The following is a 23,032-nucleotide window of genomic DNA, read 5'->3' on the forward strand; positions in this document are numbered from 1 at the left end:
CACCGCCGGTCGGACCGCGTAGCGTTGCCGGCATGAGTGCATCCTTCGACATCACCCGGGTCAGTGACAACGAGTATCGCGTGCGGACCGAAGCCGAAGGACAGTCCGTGGAATCGCTGTTCCGGATGAACCCCGACCTGCTGGGCCGTCTCGGAGCCCCGGACGCGGACGAAGTGACGATCGTCGAGGCCACGGCACACTTCCTGGCCCGCCACCAGTCGGTCATCGACTTCCCTCCCATGATCGACCTCGAGGACGTCCTGGCGACCTACGACGACGCCCCGGAGCAGATCCAGGGCCTCCTCACCGAAGAACCACCCGCTCCCGACGCGTAGGAGGCGGGCCGGACGCTGATTGCACCGGCGCACCACATCCAGCGCCGCAGTGCACGTCTTTTCGCCGGACCGGGAGAGCTTTCCCGGAAGAGGGCCCGCAGACCACGCTTGGACCTACCACCCAATGCGAAGGAGGTCCGCGTGAGTTCCCGACATCTCGACCGGGTCCAGGCTGCAGGACGCCAGGGCCCGGACTCCATCAGTCCAATGCTCCGGGACGGCCTCGACGCGGGGACGGAGCTCCAGGATGCCGTGGCCGACGCCCTGATCAGCGGCGAACCCCTGATGACGGTGGCGATCCTCGCCGACCTGTCCCCGCTGGCCGCCCTCGACGCTCTGGAACAGCGCACCGTCTCGCGAGCCGGCTCCCTCCCGACACCGTTGGGCGCCTGACGGAGCGGTCTACCGCATCCCGGCACGACGACGGCGGTCGGTCCCCGAGCGCAGGTCCCGGTTGAGGCGGCGGTCGCCGTGGTACAGGATGGACTCCCAGTCCGCCTCCTCCGGCGCCTTGTCGATGACCTTCGACACCTCGACCTTCGTGACCCGGGGGGCCACGTACAGCCAGTTCAGGACACCGAGCCCCATGTCCACGGCCGAGTTCTTGATACCGATGTACGCGCGGATGGCGCCGGCCGCCAGCACGGCGTTCAGCCCGGCGAACAGCGCATTGCCCCAGTTCTGCTCCAGGACGTCCCGGCCGAGGGTCAGCAGGGAGAAGGCCACGATCACATACGGGACGACGACGTACAGGCCGGGCGCAGCGGTGCGGTCCTTGACCTTCGGCGTGCGGACGAACGGGATCTTCTCCCCCGTGAAGGCCTGCTGGATGGACTTCAGCACACCGGCGAGGTTGACCGGCAGCAGCACCAGGTTGAACCCGTAGATCCGGAAGATGTCCGAGAAGCGGTGGCCGCAGTCGCGGAGGTCGCTGCCCATCGCCAGGAAGTACGGCGCGGCGGCGAGGAACACGACGGGGCTGAGGAGCCGGCTGTCGTACGGGTAGGCGAGGAGGAACAGCAGCCCGAAGCTCGCCCACGCGATCGACGCCATGTAGTTGACCCGCAGCAGGACCTCGCGGAAGAGGACCTGCTCGCGGAGGTGGCGACGCCGTCGTAGCTGGCTCCACAGCTTCGGCAGGATCAGCAGTCCGCCGTTGGCCCAGCGGCGCCGCTGCACCACGAGCGAGCCGAAGTCCGGGGGCGTGGCGCTGTAGCTGAGGCGCTCGGGGTAGTTCATCAGCGTCCACCCGTGGCTGCCGAGGTCCACGCTGGACTCGGTGTCCTCGATGACGGTGCGGTCCTGGATGTAGGTCTTGATCTCGAAGCCGCCCACGTTCTCGACCTCGACGATGTCCTCGACCGCGCGCTTGCGGATCACGGCGTTGGCGCCCACCCAGAACGTGGCCCCGTAGTAGGTCATGCCCTGGTGCAGGATGTGCTGGATGTCCGTCGACGCACCGGCCACCCGCTCGATCCGCGTCGGTGCCCCCCGGAAGGAGGAGTACGGCGTCTGCGTGACGGCGATGCGCTCGTTGCCCGGGGACTCGAGCAGGTGGACGAGCCGCACGCAGTAGTCGCGCAGCAGCAGGGAGTCGGCGTCGAGGGTCAGCAGGTAGGTGGAGTCGGGAACGTCCAGGACGTCGTCGTCCTCCGCGCCCTCCCCGTGCGTCAGTGGGCGCAGCACCGTGCCGGTGGCGACGTGCTCCTTGCGCCAGCGGTGGCCCATGAGGGAGATGTAGGCGTTGAGGTTCATCGCCTTGTTGGCCTCGTGGGACAGCGAGGCGTAGGCCTTCCGCTCGAAGGTCTCCAGCCGCGTGTTGAAGATCCGCACAAGGCGCACGTACAGCTCACGGATGCGGCCCGGCTCCGGGCACTGCTCCTGCGCCAGCGCGGCCTTCAGCGCGTACACGGTCAGCCGCAACTCGCGGGCGAGCCCCATGACCACCAGATCCACGAAGAACTCGTCCACGTGGTCCTCAACCTTCTCGGTGTCGGCCATGCCCTCGAGCCACACAGCGGCGTCCTCGTAGGCCGAGATGAGCGGGGGCAGGTCCTCGCACGACGACGGCGCGTCCGGGTCGCGCGCGGCCAGGGCGGCCTCGAACCCTGCCAGCGCGGCGCCCGCCCGCGTGGAGGGCTCGAGCAGTGCGGACTCGATCTCGAACGTGAGCGCCCGGGTCGCATCGAGGCGCTGCCGGATCGCCGGATCGGTGGGGTGAGGGGGGTCGTCGAGGAGCAGGACCACGCGGATGGTGGGAAACTCCTGCAGGGCGGCGGACCACAGGGTGGCCCGGACGACGGCGGGCTCCTCCGCGTAGGAGGGCACGAGCACGGTGATGCCCTCGTGGTGGTCGGCGAAGTGGCGGTCCAGCTCTCCGCGCGGGACGCGCCGGTGATCGCGGAACCGGTACAGCGCACCCTGGCGGGCCAGCAGGTACATGAGCGCGGAGAAGGTCAGGAACGTGACGACGATCAGGTACGACGTGGCCTCCACCTGGAACCGGAAGCCCGCGTTCGGGTTGTTGGCGAACTGCCGCAGGATGGTGGTGACGATGTAGGTCAGCCACGCCAGCACCGTGACCACGATGCCGAGGCGGCCCAGGGCGATCTTCCGCGAGGACGGAGCCGGGTGCACGATGGACAGCGGCTCCGAGCGCCGCTCCGCTCCCCACTGCCGGCGTCGCGCGGCGACGGCTGCGGGCGACGCCTTCTCGAGGACCACGGCGGCGGCCGCGCCCGACGACGGGACGGCCGTCACGCCCGCGGTCCCGTCGGGTGCTGCGCCGGTGCGTACGCGGGGTGCCGGTGATTCGGTGGCATCGCTGGGTCTGGACATGGCTACCTCGGCAGTGGGCGGACGGGTCGACGCACGGCGTCGCCCCGCGACATGCAGCGTCACTGTCCACCATCGGCAGGCCCGCCGTGAGCGTTAGGCGAAAGAATGACGACGGCGGCGATTTCCCATACGCTTCAAGCGTCTCGCGCATCTGGGTGCGCACTCCTGCCTCCCGTGGAGGCCGTCATCTGGGGTTCCTGTGTCTGCACGTTTTCCTGGCCGGAGGCTATCTCTCCTCCGCCTGCTGCTCCTGTCCGTCGTCGTCGGCGCTGTGACCGTGGGTGGTCTCACAGGCTGGAACCGTTGGGAGGACGCGCGGGCCGCCGATGGCGCGGGGGCCTTCTTCGCGGGCTACGTCGACGTCACGGCGACGCCCTCCTACGCGTTCGAGGACCCCGCCGGGGAGAACGGCGGCAGCGCCGTGCTGTCCTTCATCGTGGCATCCACGGAGGATCCGTGCGCGCCGTCCTGGGGCACCTTCTACGGCCTGGACGAGGCCGAGGCGGCACTCGACCTCGACCGCCGCGTGGCCCGGCTCGTGCAGGACGGCGGTGAGGTCATCGTGTCCTTCGGCGGCCTCCTGAACGACGAGCTCGCGACCGCCTGCACGGATCCCGGAGACCTGCAGGACGCCTACGCCGCCGTCATCGATCGCTACACGCTGGCAACCGTCGACCTGGACATCGAGGGTGAGAACCTCAAGGACGTCGCCGCCGGCAAGCGCCGCGCCGAAGCCATGGCTGCCCTCCAGGCCGAGCGGGCCGGGACGGATACGCCGCTCAACGTGTGGCTGACCCTGCCGGTCGCCCCGACCGGACTGACCGCGGACGGCACCGCCGCCGTCGCGCAGTTCCTGGAGGCCGGCGTGGACCTCGCCGGCGTGAATGTCATGACCATGGACTACGGCGGCAGCCGGCCGGAGGGCACCGACATGCTCACCGCCTCGCGGAACGCCGCGGACGCCACCCACCGCCAGGTGCAGGTGCTCTACGAGCGGGCGGGCATCGAACTCGGGCCGCAGGCCGCGTGGCGGAAGATCGGCCTGACGCCGATGATCGGGCAGAACGACGTCAAGGGCGAGGTCTTCACGCTCGATGACGCCAAGGCCTTCCACGCGTTCGCCGCCGAGCGCGGCGTGGGCCGCATGTCGATGTGGTCGCTGAACCGCGACGCCACGTGCAGCGAGAACTATGCCGACACCACGGTGGTCTCGGATTCCTGCAGCGGGATCGACCAGCAGGGACTGCTCTTCGCGCCGATCCTCGGAGCGGACTTCGAGGGCCGTGCCGCTACGCTCGCCGACGAGCCCGTGGCCGAGGAGACCCCCGAGGCCCTCGTCGAGGACGACCCCGAGACGAGCCCGTATCCCATCTGGTCCGACGTCGGGACGTACCGCGAGGACGACCGCGTGGTGTGGCAGGGCAATGTGTACGTGGCGAAGTACTGGACGCAGGGCGACCTCCCGAACGATCCGGTGCTGCAGGCGGAGGAGACCCCGTGGACGCTGCTCGGACCGGTGCTGCCCGACGAGCGGCCCGTCCCCGCGGTCACCGCGCCGGCCGGTCTCTACCCGGAGTGGGATCCGAAGCAGGTGTACGAGCGTGGCGACCGGATCCTCGTCGAGGGGCGCGTGTACGAGGCGAAGTGGTGGAGCCAGAGCGACAGCCCCGAGGCCGCCGTCCAGGGCTCGGACGCCTCACCCTGGCAGAAGGTCGACGACGCCACCCTCCTGAAGATCCTCGAGGAGCCCCCGACGTCCTGACCGGCCGTGACCTTCGGCCCTGTGCGGTGGACACCTGCATCACAAGGGTTGATCCATGACGACGATCCAGATCATGGAGCACGGCGAGCAACTCACGGCGGGTGTCCGGGAGAAGGTGCCGATGACAGAGCTGACCGGTTTCTTCTCCCGCGCCTTCCAGGACACGATGGCGGCGCTGCAGGCCCAGGGCGTGCAGCCGACCGGCGCCCCCTTCGGGAAGTACTACGGCCCGCCCGGCGCCGTCGTCGACGTCGAAGCGGGCTTCCCCGTCGCCGCGACCATCGCGCCGGCCGGGAACGTGCTGCCGGGAACCCTGCCGGCCGGCCGGGTGGTCGAAGCGACCCACACCGGGCCCTACGACACCCTGGCCGACACGTATTCCGAGATCCAGAGCTACTTCATGGAGGCGAAGCTGGCACCGGAGCCGGTGATGTGGGAGAGCTACCTCAGCGATCCCGAGGTGGAGCCGGATCCGGCCACCTGGCGGACCGCGATCTGCTGGCCCGTGCACGGGGACTGACGCGCGACGGGCGGGTCAGTCCCCGGTGCCCTTCTGCAGTCCCGGACAGGGCTGTACTGTTCTCCGCATGACCGCCCAGCCCGGTGTGGTTCTGTCGGCCCAGGATGGTGCCTCCGACCGTGACACCATCATCGACCGTGCCCTGTTCGCGTTCAGCGGTCTCGCCGCCGTCTGGTTCGCCGCCATCCTCCTCGAGGAGACCCTGCAGTGGGGGCAGCTGTGGTTCGGCCTCGTCTTCTGGGTGGTCCTGGCCTATCTGGTCCTCCCCCGGGTACACCGCATCCTCACCCGCATCTACCTCCCCGACTACTTCATCGGGCGCGCGCGAACGAGCGACGGACTGCTCGGAGACCCGATCAACGTCGCACTGCTCGGCAGCGCCCAGCAACTCCACACGGCGATGAACCGTGCCGGATGGATCCTCGCGGACGCCGTCGATCTCCGCAGCAGCCGCCGGATCGTCACCGCCACGATCCGGCGGCGCAGCTACGACCGGGCTCCCGTCAGCCCCCTGTTCCTCTTCGGACGCCAGCAGGACCTCGCCTACCAGCAGGAGGTGGACAGCAACCCGGGCAAGCGGCACCACATCCGGTTCTGGCCGTGCCCACCCGGCTGGGTCCTGCCGGGCGGGACCGCCGTCGACTGGCTGGCGGCGGGCACGTACGACCGTTCCGTGGGGCTGTCGCTGTTCACCCTCCAGATCACGCACAAGATCGAGGAGGACACGGACCGGGAGCGCGATTTCGTCCTGGCATCGCTCCAGGCCTCGGATCCCGGGATCGGCGTGAGGGTCATCCAGGACTTCTCCACGGGCTACCATTCCCGGAACGGAGGCGGAGACACCATCTCGACGGACGGCAACCTGCCCGTCGTGGACCTCACAGGCGTGGAACCGGATGCGGAGGCACCCCTGCCGCCGGTGGAACAGCGGCGGACGACGCCGGCCCCGACCGTCGTCGGAGCGATCCTCGTGGGACTGCGCGGGGTGGCCGCACTGGTGCTCGGCCTGATCCTCCTGGGCGGGGCGACGGACGCCGCCATCGCAGCCGGACCGAACGCGCGGGTGCTCCCCGCAGTCGCCGTCGTCCTCGTGGCCTTCGGGCTGTTCGACCTCATCCTCGCCCGCTTCGTGCTGCGCGGCGGGAACAGGGCTCGGATCACCGCGATGGTCCTCAGCGCGACCGCCATCACGAGCCAGGCCGTGGCCGCGTTCGGGACCGGTGCGCCGGTGACGTTCGAGACGACGCTCTTCGGGCTCTCGCTCGACATCCTGCTCATCATCGCCCTGACGAGTCAGCGGTCACGCGAGTTCGCGCATCGGCTCCGCCCTGCTGCGTGAGCCCGGCCCCCCCCCGACGGCGTGGGGGCACCGGCGGTCAGCCGAGCGCGGCGAGCCCGCCCGAGAGGACGAGACCGCCGAGCAGGAGGATCACGCTCGCGAGAACCACCTGGCTGTTACGCGTGAACCAGTCCACGAAGCGTTCCAGCGGACGCGCGGCGCGGTCGCCGAGCAGGGCGAGGGCGACCAGGGGTGCCAGGACACCGAGACTCGCCACCACCACGAACACCACGAGCACGACGATCTGGGTGCCCACGTCCTGGGTCTGCCCGACGATCGCCGCGACGCCGGAGAGCACGATCACGACGTTCTTCGGGTTCACCGACCCCAGGAGGAAGGCCATCCTGAAGGCCCGGACCGAACCCATGCCCTCCAGCGTCGTGATCCACTTCGGGCTCTCCCGGCGTGCGTCGCCCCGCGGCCGGCGCAGGAACGAGCGCGCCGCGAGGGCGATGAGTCCGACGCCGAGGGCTATGCGAAGCCACGCCAGCCACGCCGCCGATTCCGAGGCGAAGGTGACGACATCCACGAGCAGCAGCCCGAGGGTCCCGACGAGGAGCATGCCGACCAGCCAGCCGAGCGTGAAACTGCGGAGCACGTTCCGGCCGGAGACGGTGCCGAGCACCGCGGCCATCGCCACGACGGGCAGTGACGCGAGCATCCCGCCGAGGGCGATGGGCAGCACGGCGCCGAGCGCGGTGATCACGGGGCGACGATCTGGAACTCCGGATCACCCTGGTCCGGCGCGTCCTTCACCTGGGCCGCGACGGGGCCACGGTCCGCGTCCTCGACGTCACGGATGTCGGGGAACGAGAGGGCCTCCCGGGCCACCCTGTGTGCGTGCTCGAGAGGCGGTGATGCGGGTTTCTGCTGCACGGCATGCTCGCTTCTGCACGGTGGACTCTGCATCCTCACTGTCGCGGTGCGCCCTCCCGGCGAGCAACACCCTTTCAGGGTGAGGACATGGGCGGCGAGGGTGGGGGACGGTGGACCTGCGTGGATCGCGGACCGACGACGGTCGGGCACTGACGGCAGGCGCATGGGCCGCGCATCACAGCCACACTTTTGGGAGGGACGCTCCATGTCGACGACGAAACCAGGGCTGGCCGGACTGATCACCGGCGGGGTGGTCGCCGCGCTGCTGGTCGGTTGCAGTTCGACCACCCCGAGCGAGAACACGGACCAGGCCTGCGCTTCCACCGATGCCTTCGTGGCTGCGGTGAACAGTTTCACGGACACACTCAGCCCGGGCGCGACAGTCGACGAGGTCCAGCTTGCGCGGGAGGAAGTCCAGCGAACCTTCAAGGATCTGATGGAGGAGGGCGGGGACGTGGCCGAGGACCAGAGGGAGGCCCTGAACAAGGCGGTCGGGGAGTTCCAGACGGCGATCGACGAGGTCCCAGATGACGCCACGCTCTCCGAGAGCACCGCCGCCCTGCAGGAGGAGGTCGCCAGGATCGACGTCACGCGCGACGAGTACGTCGCTGAACTCGATTGTGGCTGACCGTTGAAGGGCGCGGGATGAATGCCGAGGGAGTGCGGACATTCGGTGTGGAGGAGGAACTCCTCCTGGTCGACGGCGACAGCGGTCTGCCGCTCGCGGCCTCCTGGGCCCTGCTCGAGGAGTACGAGGAGGACGCCGGCGGGCCGACGCTCGAGGCCGAGTTGCAGCAGGAGATGATCGAGGTGGTCTCCTCCGCGCCCCGCACGCTGGTGCGGCTGGTGGCGGAGGTCGTCAGCGGCCGTGCCGTCGCTGACAGGGCGGCCCGTGCGGTCGGGGCGCGGGCGGCCGCTCTGGCCACATCCCCGTTGCCCGGGCGCCCGCACGTCCACCCGACGGCGCGGTTCGGCACGATCATCGACCGCTACGGCGTCCTCGCCCGGGAGAACCTGACGTGCGGCATGCACGTCCACGTCTTCGTGACGTCCCCGCGGGAAGGCGTGGGTGTGCTCGACCGCATCCGCAACTGGTTGCCGGTGCTGGTGGCCCTGAGCGCGAACTCCCCCTTCTTCAACGGGCAGGACACCGGCTTCACCAGTTACCGCTCGCAGGTCTGGCAGGGGTGGCCCTCGGCCGGGCCCTCACCGGTGTACGGGACGGTAGGCGCCTACCGCGCCCGCGAGGAGGAGCTGATGGCCACCGGGGTCCTCCTGGACCGCAAGATGCTCTACTTCGATGCCCGGCTGTCCCACACGTATCCGACGGTGGAGATCCGGGTCGCCGACGTATGCCTGTTCGCCGAGGACGCCGGGTTGATCGCCGCCCTGGCCCGCGGGCTCGTGGAGACCGCGGCACGGGACTGGCGCGCCGGACTGCCGCCCACGAAGATCTCCGCTCCGGCCCTGCGCCTCGCCGGCTGGCAGGCGAGGCTGTCCGGGCTGGGTGCGGACCTCGTGCATCCGCAGACCGGACGCCCCGCCCCCGCATGGGACGTGGTGGCGGCCCTGCTGGATCACGTGCTCCCGGCCCTGACCGAGGCCGGGGACACCGAGGCCGTGGTGGACGGGCTCGTCCGGCTGCTCGACCGGGGCACCGGCGCCGACCGGCAACGCGCCGTCTTCCACCGCACCGGCCGGCTGGCGGATGTGGTCACCGATGCCGTTGAGGCCACCCACTCCTTCGACCGGGGCGAGACCACGGCCGATGCCGTCGAGCCAGGAGGTACCCCATGAGCGAGACGGCCATCATCCTCGTCACCGCGGCCCTGTTCGGGTGGGCGCTGGTCTCGGCGCGACTGCAACGGGCCGACCTGACGCCGCCGATCGTGTTCATCATCCTCGGAGGGGCGCTGGCAGGACTCGGTCTGGTCGACGGCTCCACCATTCCGGAGACGTACGCTCCCCTGGTCGAGATCACCCTGGTGTGGGTTCTCTTCTCCGACGCCGCCCACCTGCGGGTGCAGCAGCTGCGCGGCGAGGCGGGACGGCTCGTGCGGCTCCTGGGCCTCGGCCTGCCCCTGACGATCGTGGCCGGGTGGGCGCTGGCCGCCTGGTTCTTCCCGGAGCTGGGGTGGTGGCTGGCCCTCGTGGTGGCTGCCGCGCTGGCCCCGACGGACGCCGCTCTCGGGCTTCCCGTGGTGACGAATCCGGCCGTGCCGTCGCGGATCCGTCGGCTGCTCACCGTGGAGAGCGGCCTGAATGACGGCATCACCACCCCCGTCGTCCTGCTGGCCATCGCAGGCGCCGCCGCCGCGATGGGCATGGAGAATGCCGAGGGTACCGGACCGGCGCTGGTCACGCTGCTCATCGGCGTGGCGGTCAGCGCGGTGATCGGTGGTGCAGGGGGGTGGCTGCTGCGATGGGCGCGCCGCCACGGGGACGCTGCCGATGAGTTCACCGGCATCGGCGTCCTGGCCCTCGGTCTGCTGACCTACGCTGCCGCCATCGAGGTGGGCGGTAACGGATTCGTCGCGGCGTTCTGCGGCGGTCTGGCGTTCGGCATGTTCGCCGGCCGCCGCGCCGAGGGCGAGCTGGTGTTCCTCGAACAGACGAGCAGTCTGGTGTCGTTGCTCGTGTGGTCGATCTTCGGGACCGTCACCGTCTCCATCGTCCTGGACCGCATCACCGTACTCACCGTCGTCTATGCGGTGCTCAGCCTGACGGTGGTGCGCATGCTGCCCGTGGCACTGTCTATGATCGGCTCCGGCGTCGACCGCTCCACGGTCCTGTTCGTGGGCTGGTTCGGTCCGCGTGGCCTGGCATCCATCGTGTTCGCCCTGCTCGCGCTGGAGGCACTCGGGCCTGCGGCCGACGAAGCCGTGACGGTCATCGCCGTCACCATCCTCATCAGCGTGCTGGCTCACGGACTCAGTGCCGCCCCGCTGGCGACGCGGTACGGGCGGGCGTCCGCGGCATCGACGTCGACCCCTCCCGTGCCGCGACCGTAGGGGGCTGTACGCACAAAGGGAAGCGCCCGGTGGATGTCTGTCCACCGGGCGCTTCCTTGCCCTACGGCATGTCCGGGCTTACCTGTAGGCGATCGTGGCCCCGGTCGCGGCGGACCAGGTGATCCGTCCTCCCTGGAAGTCCTGGGCCTGCACCGTGGCGCTGACCCTGATCTCGTTACCGGTCGGATAGCCGAGGCGGCCGTTCTCCGACCCCTGTCCTACCCAGGCGACCTTGATCGCGCCGCGGGTGACGAACGCCCCCGTGGTCGGAGTCCAGTGGATCGCGCCGCCCTGGAACGTCTGGTAGACGCCCCCGTTCTTCAGGCCGCCGATCTCGTTGCTGGTCGGGTAACCCAGGAGCCCGTTCTCCGATCCCTGCGCTACCCAGGCGACCTTGATCGCGCCGTTGGTGATGTAGGCGCCCGTGGCCGGGGACCAGTGGATCGCGCCGCCCTGGAACGTCTGGTAGACGCCCCCGTTCTTCAGGCCGCCGATCTCGTTGCTGGTCGGGTAACCCAGGAACCCGTTCTCCGAGCCCTGCGCCATCCACCGGATCTTGATCGCGCCGTTGGTGATATAGGCGCCCGTGGCCGGGGACCAGTGGATCGCGCCGTTCTGGAACGTCTGGTAGGAGCCACCGTTCTTCAGGCCGCCGATTTCGTTGCTGGTCGGGTAACCCAGGAACCCGTTCTCCGATCCCTGCGCCACCCACCGGGCCTTGATCGCGCCGCTGGTGATGTACGCCCCCGTGGCCGGGGACCAGTGGATCGCGCCGCCCTGGAACGTCTGGTAGACGCCCCCGTTCTTCAGGCCGCCGATCTCGTTGCTGGTCGGGTAACCCAGGAACCCGTTCTCCGAGCCCTGCGCCATCCACCGGATCTTGATCCCGCCGTTGGTGATGCGTGCCCCCGTGGCCGGGGACCAGTGGATCGCGCCGTTCTGGAACGCCTTGTAGCAGCCTCCGGCGACGAGGCCGCAGATGATCTCGCTCTGGGCGGCCCCGAGGCCCGGCCTGCTGGCCGCCGCGGCGTTGATGGCCGTGGTGGCGGCCGCGGGAACCGACGGAGTCGTCGGTGGTGGCGGCGGCGGGGGCGGCGGGGGCGTCGTCGGACCGGTCGCCCTGACATCGTAATCGTCGGTGGTGAGCGTCCCGTTGCTGGTCAGGTTCAGGCCCATGCTGATCGCGGAGGCGCCGGCCGGTACGGGAGGCGACGTGTAGGCGGTCTGGGTCCAGTTCGCGGCGGCGTTGTACTTCGGACTGGAGGTCCAGTACTTCCAGGTACCAAGGCCGGTCCTGTAGTACAGCTCGAACTGGGTGGGTGCGGTCGACTTGTACCAGGCCTTCATCTCGTAGGAGGTGCCGGGGCTCGCGCTGGGGGCGCATTCGCCGAGGTCGAGGGTCGGCAGGAGTTTCGCATCGCCGTCGACATATCCCGCCATCGTCAACTGCTGGGCGATGTTGCCGGTGCGTCCCGGGCTGACCTGGCTGAAGGTCGGGGAGTTCGTGCCGAAGCCGCCGAAGGCCCAGCACTCGGGCTTCCCTGCGACAGCGCTACTCGTCTCCAGGCCCGGGTTCCGCAGCAGGTTCCCCGTGGTGATGGGTGCCGGCGCGGCGGGCCCGGCGATGGCCGGCTTCGTGGTGCCGCCGATGACGTCGTCGACCGTCTTGACCTCGATCCTTCCGGCCGCGACCTCGCCCCTGAGCCAGGTCGTGTACTGGCTGAAGATGGCGTTCGTGACGGACAACGGATCACTGTCACGGCCCACGTGGTGGAACGTCAGCTGGACCCAGCCGCCGCCTCCGTTCACGGACTGCGTGACGACCCGCTGCAGATCGGCCAGCGTCCAGGTGTTGTCCACCTGGTCCGGGGCTCCGGTGTAGTAGAGGTTGCCCGGGGGGATGGTCTCGGCGACCGGGAAGGCCGCGGACTCCGGGTTCTTGCTCCGCACGTCGCCGAGGCCCCGCGCACTGTTGTACCCGCACTCCCTGACGATCGCTTCCGCCGCCGCGTTGGAGGACGCGAACGGGTAGGCGAAGCTCGTGATGTTCAGCCCGAGATTGGTCAGATTGACCCTGTCGTTGCAGACCTGGCGCCTGGCCTCGTTCGCCCCTGTCGCTGCGAGGTCGGGATGCGTGACGGTGTGCCCGCCGATCTCGTGGCCGTCGGCCTGCAGCGCCTGCACCTGGCCGGTGGTCATGTAGGTCGGCGCATTCAGATACCCCGACGGAACATAGAACGTCCCCCGGAATCCCGCGGCCCTGAGGGTGGCCGCGGCGCCGACCTGGTTGTCGTTGGCGTCGTCGAACGTGAGGCTGACAACCGTGTTCGCTATGGCGTTCGCAGGGGCGGCGAAGACGATTCCGCTGAGCAGACCGGCGAGGACCGCCAGTACGCTACCCATGGCGGTCCAGCGGGTCCGGCCCGGAGGGGCTCCGCGGACCCTTCGCCGTTCATGATTCTGTTTCGTGTCAGCGCGCCGACCATCCGGTGTTCCCATGTTGTATCCCGCTCTGTTCAGGGGGAACCCGTTTGATCACTGCCTGGAGCGTAGTGAAGACGAATTTCCCGACGCCCCGAAACCCTGACCCAGCCGCTCGTTCCCCTGCGATTCCGCAACACCAGTGCGTTCGCCAGCTATTGCGTCAGGCCCCCATAACGACCTGTGCTGGAAGCGTATTTTGCACCTACGCCCAGGGTCGCGAGTGGTTACTACCCCACTTCGCAGGGCAGCACCCACCCGCGCTACTTGTCTCTACTCGCTCAGGATCCTTCGCATGTAAGTAGCCGGGGAGAGCGGAGCGACGACCGCCCCTGGCCGCAGGCCGGGGAGGGGCGCGCCTGCGGTGCTACTTGGAGGGCTCGGCGGCTGAGCCCGTCGACTGGTCGGCGGAGTCACCCTCGATGCGGTCCTCCGGGTCGGCGGAGATCACCGGTTCGTCCCGCACCCTGTCGCGGTCGTTCCGGGCGTCGTCGCCCCGGGTCTTGAGCAGGCTCGCGACCGTCGCGACGGCGATGGTGGCGCCGATGAACAGCAGCGAGAACCAGATGGGGATCTCCGGCACCCAGAGGAGCGGCTGCCCGCCGTTGATGAAGGACAGCTCGTTGACGTGCAGGGCGTGGAAGACGAGCTTCACGCCGATGAAGGCGAGGATGACGGCGAGTCCCTGGGCGAGGTAGACCAGGCGTTCGAGCAGTCCGCCGATGAGGAAGAACAGCTGGCGCAGGCCCATGAGCGCGAAGGCGTTGGCGGTGAAGACGATGTACGCCTCGTTGGTCAGGCCGTAGATCGCGGGGATGGAATCGACGGCGAAGATGAGGTCCACGAAGCCGATCGCGATGATCGTGAGCAGCATGGGCGTGACGAAGCGGGTGCCGTCCTTCTTCACGGTGAGCTTGTCCCCGTGGTACTCGTCCGTGACGGGCAGGATACGGCGGACGAGCTGCATGAACTTGCCGTCGGCCGGGTTGGATTCGTGGCTGCCGAACGCCTGCTTGTAGGCCAGGAAGAGCAGCAGGGCGCCGAAGATGTAGAAGATCCAGGAGAAGTTCTCGATCAGGCCCGCGCCGATGGCGATGAACCCGCCGCGGAGGATGAGGGCGATGATGATACCGACCATCAGCACCTTCTGCTGGTACTTCTTCGGGACCGCGAAGCCCGTCATCACGATGAGGAAGACGAAGAGGTTGTCGATCGACAGGGCCTTCTCGGTGAGGTAGCCGGCGAAGTACTCGCCACCGAACGTCCAGCCCGACACGACGCCGATGCCCACACCGAACAGCAGGGCGAGGCCGATGTAGAACGCGGACCAGCGCGCCGATTCACCGATGGTCGGTTCGTGGGGTTTGCGCACGTGCGCGAAGAACTCGTAGACGAAGAAGAGGATCGTCACGGCGATCGTGATCAACCAGATCGTGGGGGTGACCTGCATGAGGGGACTCCAAAGGGTAGGCGTCGGACATAGGCGCCAAGGTCTCCTCCGCCCGGACGGAACCGGAACCGATGGGCCCGGGATGCTTCAGTGCATCCGTATTGACGGGCCGATCACAGACGGGAGTACTCCCCTTGATACGAAAAGCCTAACGTACGCGCGGCGGTGCGCATTCCCGGGGCGGGTGGGCGCCGCCGTCGAGCGGATGGCTAGGCTGGGTGGATGGCGACAGTTATCCTCGTGCGGCACGGCCGCACCACAGCGAATGCCACCGGCCTCCTGGCCGGTCGGACCGTCGGCGTCGGCCTGGACCAGGTGGGCCGCGACCAGGCGGCGGTGACCGGCGACCGGCTCGCGTCCGTGCCCGTCGTCGGCGTCGTGTCCAGTCCCCTCGAGCGGTGTCAGCAGACCGCCCGGTTCATCCTCGACCGCCAGGCCGGAACCCCGTACGCGCCGATCGATCCCGATCTCACCGAGTGCGATTACGGCCAGTGGCAGGGCCGCCTGCTCAGTGAGCTCGCGACCGAGAATCTGTGGCCGGTGGTCCAGTCGCAACCGTCCGCCGTCACCTTCCCCGGCGGGGAATCCATGGCCGCGATGCAGGCCCGGTCGGTGGCAGCCATCCGGCGCCACGATGCTGCCTTCGAGGCCGAGTACGGGTCGACGGCCGTCTGGGTGGCGGTGAGTCACGGCGACATCATCAAGTCGATCCTCGCGGACGCGCTCGGCATGCACCTCGACCTGTTCCAGCGCATCAGCGTGGGCCCCGCGTCCGTGTCGATCGTGCAGTACGGCAGCAGTCGCCCGAGCGTCTACGCGACCAACACCGACGCCGGGGACCTCTCGTGGCTGGCGAAGAACACCCTGTCCGGCGATGCGCCGGTGGGTGGCGGTGCAGGGCAGACGGCGACACGAACCTCATGAGCCTAAAATGCTTGTATGCCTACAACTGTTCACGAATTCGCCTGGCCTGACCGGGTCGTCGTCGGCACCATCGGCCTCCCGGGGGCACGCACGTTCTACCTGCAGGTACGCACCGGGTCGCAGATGGTGAGTATCGCCATGGAGAAGCAGCAGTCGGCTCTGCTCGCCGAGAAGATCGACGAGATCCTCGATGAGCTCATCACCCTCGAGGGCAATCCCTTCAGCGTCCCCACGACTACTCCCATCGAGCTCGTCGACAATGACGGGCTCGAGGCCGTCCAGGAGCAGTTCCGCACCGGCGCCATGAGCCTGGGCTGGGATCCGACGACGGCGCAGGTGGTCATCGAGGCCTATCCGATTGCCGAGGTCGATGCTGACGACGACAACGCCTCGCTTTCCGATGGCGACGGCGACGCATCCGAGATGCTGCTGGTGCGCATGCCGGTCGGCACCGCCCGCGCCTTCGCCAAGCGAACCCACGAGGTCGTGGGCGCCGGCCGCCCGACGTGCGCGCTCTGCGGCAATCCCATCGACGCCGACGGGCACACCTGCACCCTTCCCGAGGTCTGATGCCGGCCCCCGACCTCGTGACCGCCGAGCTGACGCTCACCGGCCGCATCACGACGGCGTCGAACGCCACGTTCCTGGGCAGCATCGGCGACGCGGCGGTCGTGTACAAGCCGATCCGGGGCGAGAAGCCGCTGTGGGATTTCCCCGACGGTTTCCTGGCCCACCGGGAGGTGGCGGCCTACCTCGTCTCGGAGGTCCTCGGCTGGAACATCGTGCCGCGTACCTGGCTGCGCGATGGTCCCTTCGGCGAGGGCATGGTGCAGCTGTGGCAGGAGACGGACCCGGACCAGAACGCCGTGGACTTCGTCGCGGCGGATGAGGTCCCGGAGACCGGGTGGAAGCAGGTCCTCGAGGGCCAGGACGAGAGCGGACGGATGGTCGCCCTCGTCCACGAGGACACCCCGGCACTGCGACGCATGGCGGTGTTCGACGTCGTCGCCAACAACGCGGACCGCAAGGGTGACCACATCCTCGCCATCTCGGACGGACACCGGTACGGCGTGGACCACGGGCTCACGTTCCACAGCGACCACAAGCTGCGCACGGTGCTGTGGGGATGGCTGGGCGACGAACTGACCGCCGAGGAGCTCGAGGGTGTCGACCGTGTCACTGACGCGCTGCGGGGTGAACTGGGCCGACACCTGGCGGAGTTGCTCACTGCTCAGGAGATCTCTTCGCTCGCCGCACGCTGTGCCGCTTTGCGCGCGACCGGGCGGTTTCCGGGTCCGAGAGGTGACATGTCGGCCGTGCCCTGGCCCCTGTTCTGAGGGGACGATCGCTCGGGCCACCAACCCGTTGAGGGTCTCGCGGCCTTCGCCTTCGCTCACGATGTTCCAGCAACCCTGCTGCGGCACCGTGACGAGTGCGGACCGCTCGGCGAGGTGCGCTTGACCGGGAGAGCGCACCGTGACGAGTGCGGACCGCTCGGCGAGGTGCGCTTGACCGGGAAAGACACGGACAGGGCGCCCGCATCAGCGGGCGCCCTGTCGTCGTCATGCGGGGCCAGAGGTGCGTGGCAGCGATGCGCTGCCCACCAGCCCGTCAGGTCAGCTGTTCTTGGTGCGGACCGGGCTGTCCTCGATCTCCTCGAGGGGCGAGTCCTCGCCGTCGCCGTCCTTCGACAGCTCGTCGTGACCCTCAAGCGACTCGGACAGCTCTTCGTCGGCCGACTCGTCGTGCTGGGGCTGCTCGTCGTGGGTGCTCATGTGAAGTCCTTCCGATCGGATCCTGCTGGCCGTGCGACGCGCTGCGGGGGTGCGGGGTAGGACCGCCACGGTGGGTTGTTCGACGTCGTTCTTCCAGCCTACGCGAATCATCAGCCTGCTTGGTATCTATCGGCGTCGACCGGGATCAGGGTGCGACCGGGCCCAGGTGCGGGGCGCCCGTGACGGGGTTCGGATCCGCCTCCTTCAGTTCGACGAAGTAGGCGTGCGTCGGCGTCGTCCCCGTGTTCTCGCCGTGGTGATCCTGGGCGGGCAGCCAGCGGACCGCCCCGTCCGGGAGCTCTACGTCGACGCTCGTCCCGCGGGCATGCAGCCGCCTGCGGAACGAACTGGCGGTGATCATGACGCTGTCGGGGTGGTGGTGCTCGGTGCTGGTGTGACCGGGCTCGTCCGTGTACTCCAGGACCCGGACGCGGTCGTTCTCGAAGACCACGCGGTAGTTCTGAGGATTGGTCTCCACCGGATCATGTGTCATGGCCGGACTGTACGCTCACGGGTCACCAGCGGCCAGAGTCCTCCTGCCGTCCCCGATACACGACCGTCTAGGGTGTGCGCATGGACCTGACGGAACAGTTCGAAGCCGAACGCCCCCGCCTCGTACGCATCGCGGCCGGTGTCCTCGATGACCGGGCCGAAGGCGAGGACATGGTGCAGCAGGCCTGGCTGCGCTTCCACGGCACCGATACCGTGATCGAGAATGTGCCCGCCTGGCTGACGGTCGTCACGACACGCCTCTGCCTCGACCGCCTGCGGTCCAGGGTGCCGGAACCGACGGACATCGTCCCGGAGTCCGGGGCAGCCGCAGCCCCCGACCCGGCCGAGCAGCTGATCCAGGCCACCAGCGTCGGCGTCGCCCTCCAGGTGGTCCTGCAACGTCTGTCACCGTCCGAACGGGTGGCGTTCATCCTGCACGACACCTTCGGCGTGGATTTCCGCACCATCGCGACCGTCCTCACCGTCTCGCCGGAGGCCGCACGCAAACTGGCGTCGAGGGCGCGGTCCAGGGTCTCGACCCTCGCCCCGGACGGCACGCCGGCCGACTGGGAGGTCGTGGACGCGTTCCTCTCGGCATCCCGGGGCGGCAGCTTCGCGCGCCTGGTGCACCTGCTCGCGCCCGACGTCGTCGTCAGCGCCGACACCGAGGCGATCGCCGCGGGCACCCCGACCCGGCTGGAGGGCCGCGAGGCGGTCGCGGCGATGTTCGACGGCGCCGCGACGACCGCCTTCCCGGTCTTCGTCGACGGACGGCCGGGCGCGGCATGGTTCCATCGCGGCGAGGCGCGGGTAGCGTTCGACTTCACGGTCACCGACGGCGTCGTCGGCGCGATCACCTTCCGCGCCCGGCCGGAGGTCCTGACCTCCCTCGTCCGGCGTGCCGCCGCGGAACGGACATGACTCCGGCGGTCACACATCCGGCGCCTGACGCGTCATCAGTACGAGGGCGGCCGACGCCGGTCTCATGCACGTCCCACCCAGCGAAAGGGAACTCCCATGAAGACGATGACCTGCAAGCAGCTCGGCGGCCCCTGCGACCTGGCACTCCACGGCGACTCCGCGGACGACGTCATCAAGGCGCAGGACCAGCACCTGAAGGACGCCATCACGGCCGGCGACACACGGCACCAGGTGGCCCATGACGCGATGAAGGGCCGGTGGAAGAACCCGATCAAGGGCCTGGGCTGGTACAACGACACCAGGAAGGCCTTCGCGGCACTGCCCGAGGGGTGAGGGCCCGGAAAGCCCGTCCCTGGCTGCGGGCCCGGCGCCGGTCAGGGACGGGGACGCGCAATCCCCTGCGCCGCCGTCGTGCCGCTAGCCCGCGCCGTCACCTCGGCAGTTCCCCGGCGTAGGCCGTCAGCGATCGCCGGTAACCGTCCAGCGTGGGGACGAGGGCGAGCAGCGCAGTCCGCAGGGCGTCCCCGTGCCGGCCCTCGTCGAAAAGCGCCAGCGCGAGGAATGCCTGGCGCGCAGGGTCGTCGCCGCCCGCGTGCGGCATGGACTCGAGGATGGCGACCGCCTCGGCGGAGGACCCGACGTTGCGCAGCGTGCTGGCCAGCTGGATGAGCACGCGCGTGGCGCGTTCCCCGTCGAGGCCGGCCTCGATCGCCTGGCGGTAGAGCACGATGGCTTCCGCCTCGAGTCCGAGCGAGTCGTGGACCCCGGCGAATTCGAAGAGTGCCGCGGCGTCGCCGGGCGGCCGTTCCGCAACCAGCGCCCTCATCCTCGCGATGGACCCCTCCGGATCCGATTCGTCGAACTCGCCCGTCCAGAAGGAGTCGACCCGCTGGTCCCACGTCGTTTCGCCCATCGCTCCAGCCTGCCACGGCGGAAATGACCGCCGAAAGATCGTTCCAACGGTCATTTCTGCCTTTTCGAGCGCAGGAGTCCTACAGCTCGATGCGCTCCGTCTCGATGACTTCCTTGCGCACCTGGCCGGTGACCGTCTCGTCCTGCGTGCGGGCCTCGCGGCTGATCCGGACGCGCTCGATAGGCACGACGTCCACCTCGATGCGCGGCTTCTCCTCGTAGAGGACCATCTCGACCACGTCGCCGTTGAAGGCGGTCTCCACGGCCGCGTAGAGGCGCTCGCGCTCGGCCTTGCTGAACGTGCCCGCGCCGTCGTCGTACAGCGGCGCACCGTCCTGGACCGGCACACGCTCGACGACGAGCTCCTCGCGCCGGATCTGCACGGTCATGGTGACGTCCTCCGTGACCACGCGTTTGACGAGGCGCACGCGCTCCGTCTCGCGGAGTTCGGTGCCGACGCGGAGCTGCTCCTCGGAGCGCGTCATCGACACCTCGTCGTCATCGGCCGAGCCTGCGAAGGCGTCGGAACGGCCGGCGTCGATATCGGAACGCCCCCCGCGGGTATCGGCGCGCGACGAACGATCACCGGACGACGAGACCGCCGGGCCGGAGTCGCCATCCGTCGCCGCGGCGATCAGGCCGTAGTAGCGGAGCAGGTGCTGCTCCTCCTCGGGACTGAGGTGACCGTCCTGGGACATCTTCGGGGAATCGTAGACCGTGCTGTGCGGATACGGGAGGCGCACGTCCTGGCCGTCCAGCGTGGCATCACGGAGGGGCGCGAAGGATTCCGGGTTTCCCGCCGTGTGGGTCGCGACGGTGACCCAACTGGGCTCGCCGGTGGCATCATCGACGTAGAGCTGGCCCATGGGACCGAGGACGGCCCCGTCGTCGCTCAGCACATTCGCGCCGGCGTTCATGGAATCCTTCATCTGTTCAAGCGTGATCATGATGGCCCTTTCGAGGAGGTTGCTTCTCTTCACCGTAGGTGCCTCCCGAAGTGATAGCAAGCATGCTTACTACTCGGGTGTCTGCTTCATAATCCCCTCGACCCCTCGGCCGCGCGCCCACACGGTCCTACACTGTCCCGCATGCACCTCCGGCGGAGACCACTGCGGGCCGCGCGCGTGTCCGACGAATCGCACCGCGTCACCACCTTCGAGCTCTTCTTCGACCTGGTCTTCGTGTTCGCGTTCACGCAGGTCACCGGCTTCATGGCCCACGAGCACTCGTTCCTCGGGGTGCTGCAGGGCATGATCATCCTGGGCCTGCTCTGGTGGTCCTGGGTGGCCTTCTCCTGGCTCGGCAACCAGACGCACGTGGACGAGGGCATCATGCGCCTCGGCCTGGCCGTCGTCATGGTTGCCATGTTCGTCGCGGCACTCGCCATCCCCGAAGCCTTCCACGATCTCGAGGGCGGGCTCAGCGGCCCCCTCGTCCTCGCGCTCGCCTACTTCGTGGTGCGGGTGATGCACCTGCTGCTCTACCTGTATGCGGCGATGGACGACAAACCGCTCCAGCGCCAGATCCTCACGCTGTCCGTGGCGATGCTCCCGGGCTCTGCCCTCATCCTCGCGGGCGCGCTGATCGGCGGGACGGCGCAGACCTGGTTGTGGCTGGCCGGGCTCGCGCTGGACATCACCCTGACCTACCTCACCTCCACGGGCGGCAACTGGCGCCTGCCCTCGGCGGCGCACTGGACCGAACGCCATGGACTGGTGGTCATCCTCGCGCTCGGCGAGTCGATCGTGGCCATCGGCGTCGGCGCGTCACGTGAGCCCGTGAGCATCCCGATCCTCCTCGGCGCGGTGTTCGGGATCGCCCTGTCCATCTGCCTGTGGTGGCTGCACTTCGACGTCGCCGCGATCGCCGCCGAGCACCGGTTCGCGACGCTGCGCGGCTCGGAACGCATCTCGGCCGCCGTGGACGCCTACTCCTACCTGCATCTGCCGCTCGTGGCCGGGATCATCCTCGCCGCGTTCGGAGTGGAGGACGTGCTCGCGCATGTCTACGACACGGACGATTTCGGCGTGCTCGGCTCCTTCGCGCTCTTCGGCGGGGCCGCCCTGTTCCTCCTCGGCAGTTCGGCCTTCTGGCGTCGCATGGCCGGTGACTGGAAGAAGCTCCGGCTCGTCGGCACCGCCGTCCTGCTCCTGCTCATCCCCGTGGCCGCCCCGCTCGCACCGCTGGCGGCCCTCGCGCTGGCGTCCGTGATAGCCGCTGCACTGGTGGTCACGGAGAGCCTTCGGGACGCCGAGGCGAGGGCGTCGATCCGGGAGTAGTACGGGACCGCGCAGGGAGCGGACCTTTGCCCGGCGCTTCCGCGCGGAGACGGGCACGACGCCGGCCGCCTGGCTCACGGGGATCCGTCAGGGGCTGCGACCTCGACCTGCACGACCTCGAGGAACAGTTCGGCGGTCGGGCCCTCAGCCGGTGACGCCCCGGATGACGAGGAACACGAGCGGCAGGTAGGCCACGCCGGCGACCGTCTGCAGGGTGATCGTCGAGGCCATGAGGCGTGAGTCCCCGCCGAGGGCCCGGGCCATCACGTACGCCGAGGACGCCGTCGGCAGGGACAGGAAAAGGATCACCGTGGCGGCCGGCTCCCCCGTGAGCCCGAGCAGCAGGCAGCCGGCGACACCGAGGCCGGGGAGCACCACGAACTTGACCGAGGTGGAAAGCGCCACGGCAGCGAAGTTCCTGCCCATGCTGCGGAGCTCGAGCGCCGCACCGACGCAGAGCAGGCCGAGCGGCAACGACGCCGTCCCGAGGGTCCGCACGAAGCCGTCGATGCCGGGCGGCAGGCCGACCCCCGTGACATTCAGCAGGATCCCGATCAGGCAGGCCAAGATCAGCGGGTTCGTGGCGATGCTGCGGGCGGTGCCGCCGACGGTCAGCCGCACGGCGCCGTAGCGCGCGAAGGCGAGCGTGCAGAGGACGTTCACGAGCGGCACGAGGATGGTGTTGGCGATGGCGGCGAGCGCCACGCCGTCGGACCCGAACAGGGCGAGGGCGATGGAGAGCCCGAGGTAGTTGTTGAACCGGATGCCGCCCTGCAGCACCGAGGTGAAGGCGGGGCCGTCGAGGTCCAGGCGGCGCTGCGCGAGGACGAGTCCGAGCGCCGTGAGGATGACCGACCCTGCGAGGATCGGTGCCATCAGGGCGATCGGCAGACCGGCGAGATCCGCCGTCGCGGTGCCGCTGATGAACAGCGCGGGCAGCAGGATGAAGTAGCAGAGCCGCTCGGCGGGTGGCCAGAAGGCGGGTACGAGGAAGCTGCGCGCGCGGATGCCGTAACCGAGGGCGATCAGGCCGATCACTGGGCCGAGCGCGACAAGGGTCTGGGCGATCACCGGCCCGGATCCGGCGGCAGAACGGCGAGTGACGGTCGGGCGGGCA

General features: G+C 69.2%; 24 protein-coding genes. 14 read left to right on the forward strand and 10 right to left on the reverse strand.

The window, feature by feature from the left end:
• The first annotated feature begins 32 nt into the window (after window positions 1-32).
• A complete protein-coding gene (locus IWX63_RS08175; protein WP_199277656.1) occupies window positions 33-335 on the forward strand; it encodes a hypothetical protein in 303 nt (100 codons plus the stop codon).
• 141 nt (window positions 336-476) lie between these two features.
• Entirely contained in the window at window positions 477-728 is a 252-nt protein-coding gene (locus tag IWX63_RS08180; protein ID WP_199277657.1) for a hypothetical protein, read from the forward strand.
• Between the two features lie 9 nt (window positions 729-737).
• Here the strand turns inward: IWX63_RS08180 and IWX63_RS08185 are convergent, their stop codons facing one another.
• The gene (locus IWX63_RS08185; protein ID WP_199277658.1) at window positions 738-3,173 is read right to left on the reverse strand and encodes a glycosyltransferase family 2 protein; all 2,436 of its coding nucleotides are present in this window, start codon (window positions 3,171-3,173) and stop codon (window positions 738-740) included.
• A 199-nt stretch (window positions 3,174-3,372) separates the two neighbouring features.
• Here IWX63_RS08185 and IWX63_RS08190 point away from each other — a divergent pair, with 199 nt between their 5' ends.
• The 3 genes from IWX63_RS08190 to IWX63_RS08200 all read left to right on the forward strand — a co-directional run bounded on the left by IWX63_RS08190 (window position 3,373) and on the right by IWX63_RS08200 (window position 6,794).
• Window positions 3,373-4,935 (forward strand): chitinase, encoded by a 1,563-nt coding sequence (locus IWX63_RS08190; RefSeq protein WP_199277659.1) that lies wholly within the window; start codon window positions 3,373-3,375, stop codon window positions 4,933-4,935.
• Between the two features lie 55 nt (window positions 4,936-4,990).
• A complete protein-coding gene (locus IWX63_RS08195; protein ID WP_199277660.1) occupies window positions 4,991-5,455 on the forward strand; it encodes a GyrI-like domain-containing protein in 465 nt (154 codons plus the stop codon).
• A 67-nt stretch (window positions 5,456-5,522) separates the two neighbouring features.
• Window positions 5,523-6,794, forward strand: a complete 1,272-nt coding sequence (locus tag IWX63_RS08200; protein ID WP_199277661.1) for an LssY C-terminal domain-containing protein — start codon at window positions 5,523-5,525, stop codon at window positions 6,792-6,794.
• Window positions 6,795-6,831: 37 nt separating this feature from the next.
• On the opposite strand, the gene IWX63_RS08205 is transcribed toward IWX63_RS08200, so the two are convergent.
• The gene (locus tag IWX63_RS08205; protein WP_199277662.1) at window positions 6,832-7,500 is read right to left on the reverse strand and encodes a GAP family protein; all 669 of its coding nucleotides are present in this window, start codon (window positions 7,498-7,500) and stop codon (window positions 6,832-6,834) included.
• Window positions 7,497-7,670 carry a hypothetical protein gene (locus IWX63_RS08210; protein WP_199277663.1) on the reverse strand — a complete coding sequence of 58 codons (174 nt, stop codon included), beginning with the start codon at window positions 7,668-7,670 and terminating at the stop codon, window positions 7,497-7,499. Before IWX63_RS08210 ends, IWX63_RS08205 begins: the two co-directional genes overlap by 4 nt.
• A 205-nt stretch (window positions 7,671-7,875) precedes the next feature.
• Here IWX63_RS08210 and IWX63_RS08215 point away from each other — a divergent pair, with 205 nt between their 5' ends.
• Genes IWX63_RS08215 through IWX63_RS08225 form a run of 3 tightly spaced genes read left to right on the forward strand, consistent with a single transcriptional unit; the run spans window position 7,876 to window position 10,681 of the window.
• The gene (locus IWX63_RS08215) at window positions 7,876-8,298 is read left to right on the forward strand and encodes a hypothetical protein (RefSeq protein WP_199277664.1); all 423 of its coding nucleotides are present in this window, start codon (window positions 7,876-7,878) and stop codon (window positions 8,296-8,298) included.
• A 17-nt stretch (window positions 8,299-8,315) separates the two neighbouring features.
• Window positions 8,316-9,467 (forward strand): glutamate--cysteine ligase, encoded by a 1,152-nt coding sequence (locus IWX63_RS08220; RefSeq protein ID WP_199277665.1) that lies wholly within the window; start codon window positions 8,316-8,318, stop codon window positions 9,465-9,467.
• Window positions 9,464-10,681, forward strand: coding sequence for a cation:proton antiporter domain-containing protein (locus tag IWX63_RS08225; RefSeq protein ID WP_199277666.1), 1,218 nt, complete (start codon window positions 9,464-9,466; stop codon window positions 10,679-10,681). The genes IWX63_RS08220 and IWX63_RS08225 overlap by 4 nt, the downstream gene beginning before the upstream one ends.
• Before the next feature lie 78 nt (window positions 10,682-10,759).
• On the opposite strand, the gene IWX63_RS08230 is transcribed toward IWX63_RS08225, so the two are convergent.
• Together IWX63_RS08230 and IWX63_RS08235 are read right to left on the reverse strand one after the other, a co-directional pair.
• Window positions 10,760-13,084 carry a polysaccharide deacetylase family protein gene (locus IWX63_RS08230; protein WP_199277667.1) on the reverse strand — a complete coding sequence of 775 codons (2,325 nt, stop codon included), beginning with the start codon at window positions 13,082-13,084 and terminating at the stop codon, window positions 10,760-10,762.
• A 445-nt stretch (window positions 13,085-13,529) separates the two neighbouring features.
• Window positions 13,530-14,612 carry a TerC family protein gene (locus IWX63_RS08235; protein ID WP_199277668.1) on the reverse strand — a complete coding sequence of 361 codons (1,083 nt, stop codon included), beginning with the start codon at window positions 14,610-14,612 and terminating at the stop codon, window positions 13,530-13,532.
• 222 nt (window positions 14,613-14,834) lie between these two features.
• Here IWX63_RS08235 and IWX63_RS08240 point away from each other — a divergent pair, with 222 nt between their 5' ends.
• The 3 genes from IWX63_RS08240 to IWX63_RS08250 are packed head-to-tail and all read left to right on the forward strand — an operon-like array spanning window position 14,835 to window position 16,873.
• Complete coding sequence (locus IWX63_RS08240) at window positions 14,835-15,536, forward strand: MSMEG_4193 family putative phosphomutase (protein WP_199277669.1); 702 nt, start codon at window positions 14,835-14,837, stop codon at window positions 15,534-15,536.
• Between the two features lie 15 nt (window positions 15,537-15,551).
• Window positions 15,552-16,106: a DUF3090 domain-containing protein gene (locus IWX63_RS08245; RefSeq protein ID WP_199277670.1), complete on the forward strand. Its 555-nt coding sequence runs from the start codon at window positions 15,552-15,554 to the stop codon at window positions 16,104-16,106.
• Window positions 16,106-16,873, forward strand: coding sequence for an SCO1664 family protein (locus IWX63_RS08250; protein ID WP_199277671.1), 768 nt, complete (start codon window positions 16,106-16,108; stop codon window positions 16,871-16,873). The genes IWX63_RS08245 and IWX63_RS08250 overlap by 1 nt, the downstream gene beginning before the upstream one ends.
• A gap of 279 nt (window positions 16,874-17,152) precedes the next feature.
• Here the strand turns inward: IWX63_RS08250 and IWX63_RS08255 are convergent, their stop codons facing one another.
• The gene (locus IWX63_RS08255; RefSeq protein ID WP_199277672.1) at window positions 17,153-17,311 is read right to left on the reverse strand and encodes a hypothetical protein; all 159 of its coding nucleotides are present in this window, start codon (window positions 17,309-17,311) and stop codon (window positions 17,153-17,155) included.
• Between the two features lie 145 nt (window positions 17,312-17,456).
• Window positions 17,457-17,804, reverse strand: coding sequence for a cytoplasmic protein (locus IWX63_RS08260; RefSeq protein ID WP_199277673.1), 348 nt, complete (start codon window positions 17,802-17,804; stop codon window positions 17,457-17,459).
• Window positions 17,805-17,884: 80 nt separating this feature from the next.
• On the opposite strand from IWX63_RS08260, the gene IWX63_RS08265 reads away from it, so the two are divergent.
• Both IWX63_RS08265 and IWX63_RS08270 read left to right on the forward strand, forming a co-directional pair.
• Complete coding sequence (locus tag IWX63_RS08265) at window positions 17,885-18,724, forward strand: sigma factor (RefSeq protein ID WP_199277674.1); 840 nt, start codon at window positions 17,885-17,887, stop codon at window positions 18,722-18,724.
• A gap of 96 nt (window positions 18,725-18,820) precedes the next feature.
• Window positions 18,821-19,057: a hypothetical protein gene (locus tag IWX63_RS08270; RefSeq protein WP_199277675.1), complete on the forward strand. Its 237-nt coding sequence runs from the start codon at window positions 18,821-18,823 to the stop codon at window positions 19,055-19,057.
• Between the two features lie 97 nt (window positions 19,058-19,154).
• Here the strand turns inward: IWX63_RS08270 and IWX63_RS08275 are convergent, their stop codons facing one another.
• Window positions 19,155-19,637, reverse strand: a complete 483-nt coding sequence (locus IWX63_RS08275) for a tetratricopeptide repeat protein (protein WP_334685735.1) — start codon at window positions 19,635-19,637, stop codon at window positions 19,155-19,157.
• 79 nt (window positions 19,638-19,716) lie between these two features.
• Window positions 19,717-20,583 (reverse strand): YsnF/AvaK domain-containing protein, encoded by an 867-nt coding sequence (locus IWX63_RS08280; RefSeq protein ID WP_199277676.1) that lies wholly within the window; start codon window positions 20,581-20,583, stop codon window positions 19,717-19,719.
• Between the two features lie 141 nt (window positions 20,584-20,724).
• Between IWX63_RS08280 and IWX63_RS08285 the strand changes: the two genes are divergently transcribed.
• Window positions 20,725-21,915, forward strand: coding sequence for a low temperature requirement protein A (locus IWX63_RS08285; protein WP_199277677.1), 1,191 nt, complete (start codon window positions 20,725-20,727; stop codon window positions 21,913-21,915).
• A 144-nt stretch (window positions 21,916-22,059) separates the two neighbouring features.
• Here the strand turns inward: IWX63_RS08285 and IWX63_RS08290 are convergent, their stop codons facing one another.
• Entirely contained in the window at window positions 22,060-22,986 is a 927-nt protein-coding gene (locus IWX63_RS08290; protein ID WP_199277678.1) for an AEC family transporter, read from the reverse strand.
• Window positions 22,987-23,032 lie beyond the last annotated feature (46 nt).

The organism is Arthrobacter sp. CAN_A2 (genome assembly GCF_015752045.1).
Taxonomy (GTDB): Bacteria; Actinomycetota; Actinomycetes; order Actinomycetales; family Micrococcaceae; genus Arthrobacter_D.

Excerpts from the sequence above, each read along its gene's own strand:
- IWX63_RS08285 (WP_199277677.1), top strand. The coding sequence starts at position 20,725 with ATGCACCTCCGGCGGAGACCACTGCGGGCCGCGCGCGTGTCCGACGAA.
- IWX63_RS08245 (WP_199277670.1), top strand. The coding sequence starts at position 15,552 with ATGCCTACAACTGTTCACGAATTCGCCTGGCCTGACCGGGTCGTCGTC.
- IWX63_RS08200 (WP_199277661.1), top strand. The coding sequence starts at position 5,523 with ATGACCGCCCAGCCCGGTGTGGTTCTGTCGGCCCAGGATGGTGCCTCC.
- IWX63_RS08250 (WP_199277671.1), top strand. The coding sequence starts at position 16,106 with ATGCCGGCCCCCGACCTCGTGACCGCCGAGCTGACGCTCACCGGCCGC.
- IWX63_RS08215 (WP_199277664.1), top strand. The coding sequence starts at position 7,876 with ATGTCGACGACGAAACCAGGGCTGGCCGGACTGATCACCGGCGGGGTG.
- IWX63_RS08255 (WP_199277672.1), bottom strand. The coding sequence starts at position 17,311 with ATGAGCACCCACGACGAGCAGCCCCAGCACGACGAGTCGGCCGACGAA.
- IWX63_RS08195 (WP_199277660.1), top strand. The coding sequence starts at position 4,991 with ATGACGACGATCCAGATCATGGAGCACGGCGAGCAACTCACGGCGGGT.
- IWX63_RS08265 (WP_199277674.1), top strand. The coding sequence starts at position 17,885 with ATGGACCTGACGGAACAGTTCGAAGCCGAACGCCCCCGCCTCGTACGC.
- IWX63_RS08235 (WP_199277668.1), bottom strand. The coding sequence starts at position 14,612 with ATGCAGGTCACCCCCACGATCTGGTTGATCACGATCGCCGTGACGATC.
- IWX63_RS08275 (WP_334685735.1), bottom strand. The coding sequence starts at position 19,637 with ATGGGCGAAACGACGTGGGACCAGCGGGTCGACTCCTTCTGGACGGGC.
- IWX63_RS08225 (WP_199277666.1), top strand. The coding sequence starts at position 9,464 with ATGAGCGAGACGGCCATCATCCTCGTCACCGCGGCCCTGTTCGGGTGG.
- IWX63_RS08230 (WP_199277667.1), bottom strand. The coding sequence starts at position 13,084 with ATGGGTAGCGTACTGGCGGTCCTCGCCGGTCTGCTCAGCGGAATCGTC.
- IWX63_RS08280 (WP_199277676.1), bottom strand. The coding sequence starts at position 20,583 with ATGATCACGCTTGAACAGATGAAGGATTCCATGAACGCCGGCGCGAAT.
- IWX63_RS08270 (WP_199277675.1), top strand. The coding sequence starts at position 18,821 with ATGAAGACGATGACCTGCAAGCAGCTCGGCGGCCCCTGCGACCTGGCA.
- IWX63_RS08240 (WP_199277669.1), top strand. The coding sequence starts at position 14,835 with ATGGCGACAGTTATCCTCGTGCGGCACGGCCGCACCACAGCGAATGCC.
- IWX63_RS08220 (WP_199277665.1), top strand. The coding sequence starts at position 8,316 with ATGAATGCCGAGGGAGTGCGGACATTCGGTGTGGAGGAGGAACTCCTC.
- IWX63_RS08260 (WP_199277673.1), bottom strand. The coding sequence starts at position 17,804 with ATGACACATGATCCGGTGGAGACCAATCCTCAGAACTACCGCGTGGTC.
- IWX63_RS08175 (WP_199277656.1), top strand. The coding sequence starts at position 33 with ATGAGTGCATCCTTCGACATCACCCGGGTCAGTGACAACGAGTATCGC.
- IWX63_RS08185 (WP_199277658.1), bottom strand. The coding sequence starts at position 3,173 with ATGTCCAGACCCAGCGATGCCACCGAATCACCGGCACCCCGCGTACGC.